The organism is Sporosarcina sp. ZBG7A, from assembly GCF_000813425.1.
Taxonomy (GTDB): Bacteria; Bacillota; Bacilli; order Bacillales_A; family Planococcaceae; genus Sporosarcina.
Window position 1 is genome coordinate 173939 of the sequence record NZ_JWIB01000008.1, and the last position, 11917, is coordinate 185855.

Annotated in this window: 11 protein-coding genes; 10 read left to right on the forward strand and 1 reads right to left on the reverse strand. The window is 42.8% G+C overall.

The window, feature by feature from the left end; translation table 11 throughout:
* Window positions 1-68: 68 nt before the first annotated feature.
* The 9 genes from RL70_RS03255 to hfq all read left to right on the forward strand — a co-directional run bounded on the left by RL70_RS03255 (window position 69) and on the right by hfq (window position 9836).
* On the forward strand, window positions 69-347 hold the full coding sequence (locus RL70_RS03255) for a stage V sporulation protein S (RefSeq protein ID WP_039041983.1): 279 nt from the start codon (window positions 69-71) through the stop codon (window positions 345-347).
* A 159-nt stretch (window positions 348-506) separates the two neighbouring features.
* Window positions 507-2033, forward strand: coding sequence for a tRNA (N6-isopentenyl adenosine(37)-C2)-methylthiotransferase MiaB (gene miaB, locus RL70_RS03260; RefSeq protein ID WP_039041984.1), 1527 nt, complete (start codon window positions 507-509; stop codon window positions 2031-2033).
* Window positions 2033-2467, forward strand: a complete 435-nt coding sequence (locus tag RL70_RS03265) for a RicAFT regulatory complex protein RicA family protein (RefSeq protein ID WP_039041985.1) — start codon at window positions 2033-2035, stop codon at window positions 2465-2467. The genes miaB and RL70_RS03265 overlap by 1 nt, the downstream gene beginning before the upstream one ends.
* Before the next feature lie 129 nt (window positions 2468-2596).
* Window positions 2597-3109, forward strand: a complete 513-nt coding sequence (gene cotE / locus RL70_RS03270) for an outer spore coat protein CotE (protein ID WP_369795181.1) — start codon at window positions 2597-2599, stop codon at window positions 3107-3109.
* Window positions 3110-3233: 124 nt separating this feature from the next.
* A complete protein-coding gene (mutS, locus tag RL70_RS03275; RefSeq protein WP_039041987.1) occupies window positions 3234-5798 on the forward strand; it encodes a DNA mismatch repair protein MutS in 2565 nt (854 codons plus the stop codon).
* 15 nt (window positions 5799-5813) lie between these two features.
* Window positions 5814-7694: a DNA mismatch repair endonuclease MutL gene (gene mutL, locus RL70_RS03280; RefSeq protein WP_039041988.1), complete on the forward strand. Its 1881-nt coding sequence runs from the start codon at window positions 5814-5816 to the stop codon at window positions 7692-7694.
* Window positions 7695-7710: 16 nt separating this feature from the next.
* The gene (locus RL70_RS03285; protein WP_052245740.1) at window positions 7711-8625 is read left to right on the forward strand and encodes an alpha/beta fold hydrolase; all 915 of its coding nucleotides are present in this window, start codon (window positions 7711-7713) and stop codon (window positions 8623-8625) included.
* Window positions 8622-9581 (forward strand): tRNA (adenosine(37)-N6)-dimethylallyltransferase MiaA, encoded by a 960-nt coding sequence (miaA, locus tag RL70_RS03290; protein ID WP_039041990.1) that lies wholly within the window; start codon window positions 8622-8624, stop codon window positions 9579-9581. The genes RL70_RS03285 and miaA overlap by 4 nt, the downstream gene beginning before the upstream one ends.
* 30 nt (window positions 9582-9611) lie before the next feature.
* Window positions 9612-9836, forward strand: coding sequence for an RNA chaperone Hfq (gene hfq, locus RL70_RS03295; RefSeq protein ID WP_025784970.1), 225 nt, complete (start codon window positions 9612-9614; stop codon window positions 9834-9836).
* Window positions 9837-9859: 23 nt separating this feature from the next.
* On the opposite strand, the gene RL70_RS03300 is transcribed toward hfq, so the two are convergent.
* Window positions 9860-10465, reverse strand: a complete 606-nt coding sequence (locus RL70_RS03300; RefSeq protein ID WP_039041991.1) for a trimeric intracellular cation channel family protein — start codon at window positions 10463-10465, stop codon at window positions 9860-9862.
* 118 nt (window positions 10466-10583) lie between these two features.
* Between RL70_RS03300 and RL70_RS03305 the strand changes: the two genes are divergently transcribed.
* Window positions 10584-11849: a methionine gamma-lyase family protein gene (locus tag RL70_RS03305; RefSeq protein ID WP_039041992.1), complete on the forward strand. Its 1266-nt coding sequence runs from the start codon at window positions 10584-10586 to the stop codon at window positions 11847-11849.
* Window positions 11850-11917: the final 68 nt, after the last annotated feature.

The window sequence follows — 11917 nt, forward strand, 5'->3', positions numbered from 1 at the left end:
ATCTCCTTCATAGGATAGTGCATGGAGAACTGCATTCCATACACTATTCTTTACAAGGAGGAAATACCATGAATCCATTAAAAGTATCATCACGCTCGAATCCTAATTCAGTTGCAGGCGCTCTCGTTGCAGTCATTAGAGATCAGGGATTTGCTGAAATGCAGGCTGTAGGTGCAGGTGCCTTAAATCAGGCAGTGAAAGCAGTTGCAATTGCACGCGGTTTTGTAGCTCCAAGCGGGAGTGATTTGATATGTGCACCGGCTTTTGCAGATATTGAAATTAATGGAGAAGGCCGGACTGCCTTAAAATTATTCGTCGAGAAAAGAACGCGACAGCAATCATTATGAAAACAAAACTGTGGAGAACTTTCCTCCGCAGTTTTTTTCTGTGACAAATGGGGGACAATCCCTTATGCTCGTATACAGACGTCAATCCCTTCAGTATAATGAGGGTACCTACTGTTTGGTTTCAACTAGATGAACAGAATCAAGAGAGGGGCTCATTACATGAACGAAGAACAACGGCTAGCGGGGCAAGCACCTACTACCAAAGAAAAAGACTACAGTCAGTATTTCGAATCTGTTTATACACCGCCATCTTTAAAAGATGCTAAAAAACGTGGCAAAGAAGAGATTTCCTATCATGATGATTTTGAGATTGATGAACAATTTCATGGAATGGGAATCGGACGCAAATTTTACATACGGACATACGGCTGTCAGATGAACGAACACGATACGGAAGTCATTGCTGGGATTTTAGTGGGTCTTGGCTATGAAACGACCGACACAGTCCAAGATGCGGATGTCGTTTTACTGAATACGTGTGCGATTAGAGAAAATGCTGAAAACAAGGTGTTTGGTGAGCTTGGGCATTTGAAGTCTCTTAAACGTGAACGACCGGATCTGCTGATTGGTGTATGCGGATGTATGTCACAAGAAGAATCAGTTGTAAATAAAATCCTCAAAACATATGACCAAGTTGACATGGTATTCGGTACGCATAACATCCATCGGCTGCCTGCAATTTTACGTGAGGCATACTTATCAAAAGAAATGGTTGTTGAGGTATGGTCAAAAGAAGGCGATATCATTGAAAACCTTCCTAGAGTGCGAAAAGGCAATATTAAAGGCTGGGTTAACATTATGTATGGCTGTGATAAATTCTGCACGTACTGTATCGTGCCATATACGCGGGGGAAAGAACGCAGCCGACGACCAGAAGACATTATTTTGGAAGTGCGTCAGCTAGCTGCTGCTGGCTATCAGGAAATCACATTACTTGGTCAAAATGTAAATGCCTACGGAAAAGATTTTGAATCCGGGAATTATCGATTAGGAGATCTGATGGACGAGCTTCGCAAGATTGATATTCCACGAATCCGTTTTACGACAAGTCATCCGCGTGACTTTGACGATCATCTCATCGAAGTCCTCGCTAAAGGCGGTAACTTAGTGAATCACATCCACTTACCGGTTCAATCTGGTTCTAGTGAGATTTTGAAGTTAATGTCTAGAAAATATACTAGGGAGCACTTCCTAAATCTAGTTTCGAAGATCAAGCAGGCAATTCCCAACGTCACGCTGACAACAGATATTATAGTCGGTTTTCCAAATGAAACCGAAGAACAATTTCAAGAAACCATTTCGTTGTATAATGAAGTTGGATTTGACATGGCCTTCACATACATCTATTCTCCTAGAGAAGGAACACCAGCTGCGAAGATGCAAGATAATGTTCCAATGGAAGTGAAGAAGGATCGACTTCAGCGATTGAACCAAGTTGTCAATGACTTCTCAGCAGCTGGGATGAAACCCTATCAAGGCAAAATAGTGAATGTGTTAGTCGAAGGAGAAAGTAAACGGAATAAAGAAGTACTCTCTGGATATACCGAAAAAAGCAAATTGGTGAACTTCCGAGCGCCAGCTAATGTCATCGGTAAAATCGTTCAAGTTCGTATTACTGAAGCGAAATCTTGGTCACTTGACGGAGAATATATCGGAGTAAAAGAAGAGGAAAAGGTGATGTTATAATGGAAAAGCTGTATACAAAAGAAGAGATTATTGAAAAATCAAGAGAACTTGCACATATGGTTGCAAACACGGAGCAAGTGGAAATGTTCAAGAAAACTGAAGCTCATATTAATGAAAACAAAAAAGTGAGAGAAAAGATTTCGAGCTTGAAGTCATTGCAAAAACAAGCCGTCAATTTCCAAGAGTATGACAAAGAACGTGCCCTTGGTATTATTGAAAAGAAAATTGAGCAAATCGAAAACGAAATCGACGAGATTCCTTTGGTTCAAGAATTCAAGCAATCTCAAAATGATGTAAACGATTTACTGCAATTGATTTCAAATACGATTTCCAATCGAGTAACTGATGAAATTATCGAGTCTACTGGTGGAGATGTACTAAAAGGTCAGACAGGTTCTTACGTACAAAGCACGCAACATAAGCCTTTATCCTAACTTTTAAGTCGGGGGAGAAAAATTCTCCTCCGATTTTTTCACTTTCTGGGCTCCTGTTGCATAGGATGTAAAGAAGTCCACGAAGGAGGAAGAAAACTGAAGAATCTACGACAAGTCGTTACGAAGGCAGTGATTGCAAAAGGGAAGCAGCGTACAGAAAAGGAAGTCACGCTGATCCCGCCTAACCGTCCTTCCAGTATTCTTGGCTGCTGGGTCATCAATCACACCCATAGTGCCAAAAAAACTGGCTCATCCATTGAAGTATCGGGTAAATTTGATGTCAATGTCTGGTACTCTCACCACGATCATTCCAAAACTTCAGTATTCACGGAAACAGTTACGTACAAAGATGTAATCCGATTACGCTATCGGGATGAACCCTCTTCATCTAAAGAAGAAATTCGAGTAGAAGTGTTGCAACAACCAAACTGCACAGAGGCAATCATTTCGGAGTGTAAAGAAAAATTCTTAATCAAAGTGGAACGCGAGCTCGTGGCGGAAGTAATCGGGGAAACGAAGGTCATGATTACGGTTCACCCAAATGACTTTGAAGAAGAGTGGTCATTCGATGAGTCATCTCACCATCAGAGTCATTCAAATGAGGCAGGTTCAAGAGTAGGAAAAGATAATTCTCAGTTTTAAAAGCCGAAGCATGTTTCGGCTTTTTTTCTTTTTTTTGGAATGAAAACGATAGAGCTTTCGTCAACGAATGTATCCATCTTCTGTTATACTTAAGGAATACTATTTAGGCTGTGAGGGAAATAGAATGACAACACATACACCAATGATGCAACAATACTTACAAATAAAATCTCAATACGAAGACGCCTTTCTCTTTTTTAGATTAGGTGACTTTTATGAAATGTTTTTTACCGATGCGACAGAAGCATCTCATATACTTGAAATTACATTAACGAGCCGTGAAGGTGGAGAGTCAGGAAGAATTCCAATGTGTGGCGTTCCGTACCATTCCGCTCAAGGATACATAGAAACACTTGTTGGTAAGGGCTATAAAGTGGCAATCTGCGAACAAACAGAAGACCCAAGACACGTAAAAGGAATTGTAAAACGGGAAGTCGTGAAAGTCATCACGCCAGGGACCATTACAGAAGGTAAAAATATCGATTCCAATTCCAATCATTTCATCGGATCCTTCGATCGCATTTCTGAAAACCTATGTGCATTCGCTTATGTGGATCTGGCTACAGGAGAAGGCACGGTGGAACATATTCAAGGGGACGAAAGTGCGCTTGCCGCTGCAGTGGAATCCCTTGGAATGAAAGAAGCGGTCGTGGATGAACAAATGCAGCTGATGCTTGGTGACATTAGCCAAAATAAGGGCATTGTCTTATCCATTTGTGACAGAGATATATATAAGCCTCATGGAAGAGAACTCTTTGAAGCTATTCCTGAATTGGCAACTGGTGCATGTGAGCGGCTCGTCGCCTATCTGCAGCAAACACAAAAGACAAGCTTAGAACACTTACAACCTTTTAAATTTCTAGCCCGAGAAGCAAAACTGACGATTGATGCAAACTCCATGCGGAACTTGGAGCTCGTGCAATCGATTCGTTCTGGTGGAAAAGAGGGAACCTTATTTTGGTTACTCGATGAAACCAATACCGCTATGGGCGCACGGAAATTGAAAACTTGGATCCGCCAGCCACTCGCGGACCGCCTAGAAATCGAGCATAGATTGGATACGGTTTCCGAACTAATGGATGCATACTTTTTACGGGATGATGTGAAGGCAGCACTACGTGAAGTGTATGATTTGGAGCGATTGGCTGGAAGGATTTCAATGGGAAGCGCAAGTGCACGTGATCTTGCGCAATTACGCAATTCACTGCGAACAGTTCCTGCTCTGAAACAACAACTTGCTGAGTCAGAAAAGAAGAATTTAGTGGAGTTTTCAAAGCGTATCGATCCGTGTACAGAACAGTGTGCAGTCCTTGAAACGTCTATTGCAGAGGCACCACCTCTTTCCGCAAAAGAAGGAGGCGTCATTAAAGATGGGTACAATGAAAAATTGGATACGTATCGAGATGCTTCCAGAAACGGAAAGTTATGGCTAGCTGAACTAGAACAGAAAGAGCGTCAGAAAACGGGTATTAAAGGGCTGAAAATCGGTTACAATCGAATTTTTGGCTACTTTATCGAGATTACGAAATCTAATCTGCATCTTGCGGACCTGACGCGCTATGAACGTAAGCAGACTTTAGCAAATGCTGAGCGTTATATAACGCCTGAGCTGAAAGAAAAAGAAGAGCTGATATTAAGTGCGGAAGCAGAGAGCTTGGATCTCGAGTATACGTTATTTGCAAAAGTTCGTGAGCACATGAAACAGGGAATCGAACAAATTCAGCAACTTGCATCTGTGCTTAGTGAATTGGACGTTTTGCTTGCGTTCGCTGAGATTTCAGAATCACAGAGCTATGTAAAGCCAGACTTTACAGAGGATAAGGCACTAGATATTCGAAACGGTAGACATCCAGTCGTCGAGAAAATGATGGACCACTCGCTTTATGTACCGAACAGTTGTAAGTTAGCAACTGATGCCAATATGCTTTTAATTACGGGTCCCAATATGTCGGGTAAAAGTACATACATGCGGCAAGTGGCTTTAACGGTAGTCATGGCACAAATTGGTTGTTACGTTCCTTGTGAGTTTGCATCGCTACCGATTACAGACCAAATCTTCACGAGAATTGGTGCAGCGGATGACTTAGCTTCAGGTCAAAGTACATTTATGATGGAAATGTTGGAATCGCAGCAAGCGATTGCGCATGCCACAGATCGAAGCCTCTTGTTGTTCGATGAAATCGGACGGGGGACGTCCACGTATGACGGCATGTCTTTAGCGCAAGCAATGATGGAATACATCCATGACGAAATCGGTGCAAATACACTGTTTTCAACGCACTACCATGAGTTGACTGCTCTCGATGAACAGTTGGATAGACTGACGAATGTCCACGTCGCAGCAATGGAACAAGAAGGAAAAGTTGTCTTCCTTCACAAAGTGATGGCAGGTCCAGCTGATAAAAGTTATGGAATCCACGTTGCTGAACTCGCAGGTTTACCGTCTGAATTATTGCAGCGGGCAAGAGAACTACTAGAAGGATTCGAGAATCAGAAAACTTCTGAAAAAATTCAGCTTCCACCGAGTGAACAAATTAGTTTCTTTGACTTACGATCTGAAGAACCATCTGCTGTACAGCCACCTGTAGAAAGCGAAATCCTTGAGAATCTGAAAGCTATAGATTTAGCGAATACAACACCACTTCAAGGCCTGCAGCTATTATTTGAACTAAAAGCAAAACTGAAATAAGAAAGGAGCGAGACGATGGATATCATTAAGGTGATGGACGAACCATTGGCAAATAAAATTGCGGCTGGAGAAGTTGTAGAGCGACCTGCATCCATCGTGAAAGAGCTTGTGGAGAATTCAATCGATGCAGGAAGTACATCCATTGAAATCACGCTTGAAGAAGCAGGGCTAATAAGTATTCGTATAACGGATAATGGGAAGGGTATGACAACAGCGGACGCGGTTCGGGCGTTTGAAAGGCATGCAACGAGCAAAATCGATAATGAGCATGACCTGTTCAGAATTCGTACACTTGGTTTTCGTGGAGAGGCTCTTGCTAGTATTGCAGCCGTTTCGAAAGTACATCTTTGGACGTCTGATGGGGTGAGTGGAACTGAAGTAGATATTGAAGGTGGAAAGGTCATGAACCACCGGGCTGCATCTCTCCGTCAAGGAACGGATATCACGGTTTCACAAGTGTTCTTCAACACCCCGGCCCGATTGAAATATATGAAAACGATCCAAACGGAAATCGGTCACACAATCGACTTAGTCAATCGTCTCGCAATCAGTCATCCAAATATTTCATTTCGTCTAGCCCATGGTCAGCAAGTCCTGCTGAAAACAACAGGAACTGGAGATTTACTTCGCGTGCTATCCGATGTGTATGGAATCGCAGTTGCGAAGAAAATGATTCCGTTCCAAGCTGAAAATGCAGACTATAAAGTTAGCGGTTATGTGACCTTACCTGAAATGACACGGGCATCTAAAAACTACATGACAGTGCTTATCAATGGCAGATGGGTTAAAAGTTATCCTGTTAACAAAGCCGTGTTGGATGCGTTGCATACGTATTTGCCGATTGGACGGTTTCCAATCGTTGTATTGCAGGCAGAAGCGGATCCTTACCTAACAGACGTCAACGTTCATCCTTCCAAGCAGTACATTAAAGTGAGTAAAGAAGGGGAATTGCTTGCTGCCGTTCGCGAAGGAGTTCACGCTGCAGTAAAGAAAGCAATCATTGTTCCGGACGCAATTGTGAAAGAAAAGAAAAAACCAAGTACACCTAGCGTGCAAGAATCGTTTTGGAAGCATCCGGAACGCAGTGCAAAACCAGTGCAAAGTTTTCAAACGACAAGTAATTATCCATCACAACAAAAACCCGCTTGGACGGTTGAAGAGCTTGCACCAAATGAAAATTTGAACATTGATCTAGACGCTCAGGTGCACCATGTTGAGACAACCGAACCTTCTAATACTGAAGATGAATTTGCGTCAGTTACTAGTCAAGAAGAAGTTGCCGAACCTGTTGAACAGTCCGAACCGAAAGCATCATTCCCGAAGCTACTACCAGTCGGACAAGTCCACGGGACCTATATCGTGGCACAAAATGAGGATGGCTTTTATATGATTGATCAGCATGCAGCCCAGGAGCGCATTAAGTATGAGTATTTCCGGACGAAGATTGCGGAAGTGGATCATGAAGAACGACAAATGCTTTTAATGCCTTTGATTTTCCATTACTCTGCAGATGAGCAACTCAAGATTGAAGAACGTCTGGATGCACTAGAGGAAGTAGGCATTTATCTTGAACAATTCGGTCCATCATCTTACACCGTAAAAGAGTACCCTTCTTGGTTCCCTGCTGCAGAAGCCTCTTCGATTATTGAAGAAATGATTGAACAAGTTTTACACACTCGGCAGGTGAATATTGCAAAATTACGAGAAGACACAGCGATCATGATGAGTTGCAAAAAATCCATTAAAGCAAATCATTACTTAACGATGGAGGATATGAATCGTTTATTGAATGATCTCAGTAAGGCAGAAAATCCCTATACATGCCCCCATGGTCGACCTGTATTAATCCACTTCACGACGTATGAACTTGAAAAAATGTTCAAACGTGTAATGTAAGGGAGGAGGAATGAAAATGAAAGAACAGTTACTTACAATGTCCGACGGTGTTATACTCGATTCTTATTTCATGGAACCATCAGGAACACCACGTGGACACATCCATCTAGTTCATGGCATGGCCGAGCATATTGGCCGATATGAGGCAGTGATGAACGACCTTGCACGTGCAGGCTACATCGTAACTGGCTATAATCAGCGTGGACACGGGCAACGGGCACTGGATCATGACCAGCTTGGCGATTTTGGAGATGGAGTTACATTTGATAGACTTGTTGAAGATGTGCGGGAAGTGATGAATGCATACAAAGTGGAGTATCCCAACCTACCTCGTATTTTGTTTGGACATAGTATGGGATCGTTCGTTGTACGTCGTTTTTCTCAAAAATACGGAGCGGAAATAGACGCGCTTATTTGTTCAGGAACAGCAGGAAAACCTGGTCTGTCAAGAGTCGGTGGCAGTCTATTAGCTTCCATTTTATCACTCAAAGATGGTCCCCATGCTCCGAGTGAGGTTCTCGATACGATCGGCTTTGGAGGCTACAATAAAACAATCTCAAATCCAGAGACTAAGTTCGATTGGCTTTCAACAGATCGACAGACTGTGCGTGACTACATTGAAGATCCCCTTTCTGGCACGGTTTCTACAAATAGTTTCTTCCAAGTCTTATTCGATGGATTAAAATTAATCAGTACTACATCCGCCTACGAATCTGTTCCTAAGAAATTGCCTATACTTTTATTTGCAGGTACAGAAGATCCTGTAGGGAACATGGGCAGTGGGATTTTTGAAGCAGCTGGAATGTATAAGGACGCGGGCGTTGAAAATGTCACCGCGTATCTTTTCGAGGGTGTAAGGCATGAATCCTTACAAGGACCTTCTAGAGAACCAGTACTGAAAATGATGAAGCAGTGGGTGGAGAAACTATGACTCGTTCAGCGGAAGTATTAGCAATTGCTGGCCCGACAGCTTCAGGTAAGACCGCCCTTGCGGTAGGGCTTGCTCATTGCCTCGATGGGGAAGTGATTAATGGCGATGCAATGCAAGTATATCGCGGTCTCGATATTGGGACAGCGAAAATCACTGCAGACGAAATGGAAGGCATTCCTCATCATCTATTTGATATAAAATCTCCAGAGGAATCGTTTTCAGCGGCAGAATATCAGCAAATCGTCCGGGAAAAGATTGCCGAAATCCAATCCCGTGGAAAACTTCCTATACTAGCTGGCGGTACCGGATTATATATACAGTCCGTGCTTTTTGATTACAGGTTCACTGAAGCAGCAGCGGACTTGGAAGTACGAGCTCGACTTGAAGGTGAGCTTGAAACTTTAGGTGCACACGTACTATACGAACGGCTACTTCAACAAGACCCTGTGAGCGCTGAAAAAATTCATCCTAATAATCACCGAAGACTAGTAAGGGCTTTAGAAATCCTTGAAGTGAGTGGTGAGACAAAAGCGAATCATGAAGCGGACCAAGGGGCGACACCGATGTACAATTTTTATATTATTGGCCTTGAGCTGCCAAGAGAGCTCCTTTATGAAAGGATTGACCGACGAGTTGACCTCATGATGGAAAAAGGATTATTAGGTGAAGTCGAGGGTTTGTGGAAACAAGGTATCCGAGATGTCCAATCTGTTCAAGCGATTGGATACAAAGAATTGTACCAAACGATTGATGGCACTCTACCTGTAGTAGAAGCGGTAGACCTTATCAAAAAGAATACACGTCACTATGCAAAACGTCAGTTGACCTACTTCCGCAACAAGCTTGAAGTCAATTGGTATGATGCCACATCAGAGAAAAATCAGCTAGTTCAGAAAATATGTGACGAAGTAAAGGGATTTCAGTTGCATTTAGCGAATACAAAAAGCAAGCATTAATTGCGAAAAAGAACTGTAGGGGGTAATGAAATGGCAAATGCCAATATGCAGGATACGTTCCTGAATTCACTCAGAAAGAATAACACGTTTGTAACTGTATTTTTAACAAATGGTTTTCAGCTAAAAGGTATGATTAAGTCATATGATAACTATACAGTTCTTTTAGAATCAGATGGCAAACAGCAACTCATTTATAAGCATGCAATCTCTACGTATGTTCCAGCAAAACCGGTTATTCTGAAAGATGAGCAATAAAAAAAAGGCCGTGATTGGCCTTTTTATTTTGTCAATAAAGAGCGTTGAGGCAGTTGCCAGTGAAACTTAATAGATAACATACGTAAAGCCGCTGTAACGACTAGCAGCATATAAAGCGCAGCGTCATGTATATACGTATCGAACCCGACAATTAGTCCAGCAAGCGCAGCCCATACCGCATATATGTCACTTTTAAAGACAAGGGGCTGACGTCCAGCAAGTAAGTCACGGATGACCCCTCCTCCGGCACCTGTTAGAACCGCCGCCGCCACTACAGCAAACAGAGACATCTCCATTTCAACGGCCATCAAGGCACCTTGGATCGCAAAAGCGGCTAATCCTACCGCGTCAAAATAAGACCCCCATCGATTCCACGTCTTCAGTAAGTATCCTGAAAAGAAGAAAATCACTGCTATCAGAACTGAAGCAACTGTAAAAAACAGTTCTTGTCCCCAAAGGACTGAAACAGGCACTCCGATGAACACGTTACGGACCGCACCTCCACCAAATGCAGTTACCATTCCCAATATATAGACTCCAAACATATCAAAGTCTTCTTCCATCGCAACAATCGCACCTGAAATTGCAAATGCGGCTGTACCGATCAGACTAAATACATCCCATGTCACTTCAAAGTTCCTCCGTTCAACACGTTTTAAGATTATCCGGATGTCTCTTCCGTTTACCGAAAGCGTTCTACCTGCTAAAATGGGCTAAGAACCTAAGGTACAGATTGGAGCATCCTGAATGAGTATACAGCAATTGAACGATGAAATCTTAAATCGTGCAGAAAAAATCGAAACCGAGCTACAACCTTATGCAAAAGCTACAGAACGCATAGCTTTCATTAATCAAAAGAAAGTATTGGCGGCATTCAGAAAAAACCGAGTGAGTGACTTTCATTTAACCGGTTCTACTGGATATGGATATGATGACGCGGGCAGAGAAGTGCTTGAACAATTATACGCCGATGTTTTTGGTGCGGAAGCAAGTTTAGTACGTGGACAAATCATATCAGGAACTCACGCGATTGCGATTAGTCTTTTCGGGATATTACGACCCGGAGACGAATTGCTTTATATAACGGGGAAGCCATATGATACATTAGAATCCATCGTTTCAGGTGGAGATCAAGATACTGGCTCCTTACAAGATTTTAATATCGGCTACCATCACGTTGATTTATTGGAAGATGGAACTGTCGACTACGAAGAGGTAGAACGTCAAATCAATCCAAACACAAAAATGATCGCGATTCAGCGTTCAAGAGGGTACGCAGATCGACCATCCTTCACAGTTTCTGAAATTGCTGACATGGTGAAGAGAATAAAAGCAAATCACCCTGATATTATTATATTTACAGATAACTGTTATGGTGAATTTGTCGAAGAGCTCGAGCCGACTGATGTAGGGGTAGATCTTATGGCGGGTTCATTGATCAAAAACCCTGGGGGCGGTCTTGCCCGAACTGGTGGGTATATTGCAGGTAGAAAAGATTTAATAGAGAAATGTGGATATCGCATGACGTCACCTGGTCTAGGTGCAGAAGCAGGGGCATCCCTCGACACGTTACGTGAAATGTACCAAGGCTTTTTCCTAGCACCACATACCGTAAGCCAGGCAGTAAAAGGTGCACAATTTACCGCGGGAATGCTCGAATCCTATGGACTTGTGACATCGCCTCATTTCTCTGCACAACGAACAGATCTCATTCAATCAGTCTCGTTCCAAAATGCCAAGCAAATGATTGCATTCTGCCAAATGATTCAAGCCAACTCACCAATCGATGCACATGTTAGCCCAGTGCCATCCTATATGCCAGGTTACTCAGATGATGTCATCATGGCTGCAGGGACGTTCATCCAAGGCTCCAGCATCGAGTTGACAGCAGATGGCCCAATTCGTCCACCTTACACAGCCTACGTGCAAGGCGGTCTCACCTACGAACATGTAAAAGTAGCCATCCTCTCTTCCGTCGAGCGACTGATTGAACTTGAATTGATCAAATCATAACTGGCGGGAGTAGTTGTGAGTGATCATAAAGCTAGGAAAGTGCTCATTAACTTGAGAAAGTGATCATA

Coding starts and splice junctions, on each gene's coding strand:
- mutS (WP_039041987.1), top strand. CDS start 3,234: ATGACAACACATACACCAATGATGCAACAATACTTACAAATAAAATCT.
- mutL (WP_039041988.1), top strand. CDS start 5,814: ATGGATATCATTAAGGTGATGGACGAACCATTGGCAAATAAAATTGCG.
- miaA (WP_039041990.1), top strand. CDS start 8,622: ATGACTCGTTCAGCGGAAGTATTAGCAATTGCTGGCCCGACAGCTTCA.
- hfq (WP_025784970.1), top strand. CDS start 9,612: ATGGCAAATGCCAATATGCAGGATACGTTCCTGAATTCACTCAGAAAG.
- RL70_RS03265 (WP_039041985.1), top strand. CDS start 2,033: ATGGAAAAGCTGTATACAAAAGAAGAGATTATTGAAAAATCAAGAGAA.
- RL70_RS03255 (WP_039041983.1), top strand. CDS start 69: ATGAATCCATTAAAAGTATCATCACGCTCGAATCCTAATTCAGTTGCA.
- RL70_RS03285 (WP_052245740.1), top strand. CDS start 7,711: ATGAAAGAACAGTTACTTACAATGTCCGACGGTGTTATACTCGATTCT.
- RL70_RS03305 (WP_039041992.1), top strand. CDS start 10,584: ATGAGTATACAGCAATTGAACGATGAAATCTTAAATCGTGCAGAAAAA.
- miaB (WP_039041984.1), top strand. CDS start 507: ATGAACGAAGAACAACGGCTAGCGGGGCAAGCACCTACTACCAAAGAA.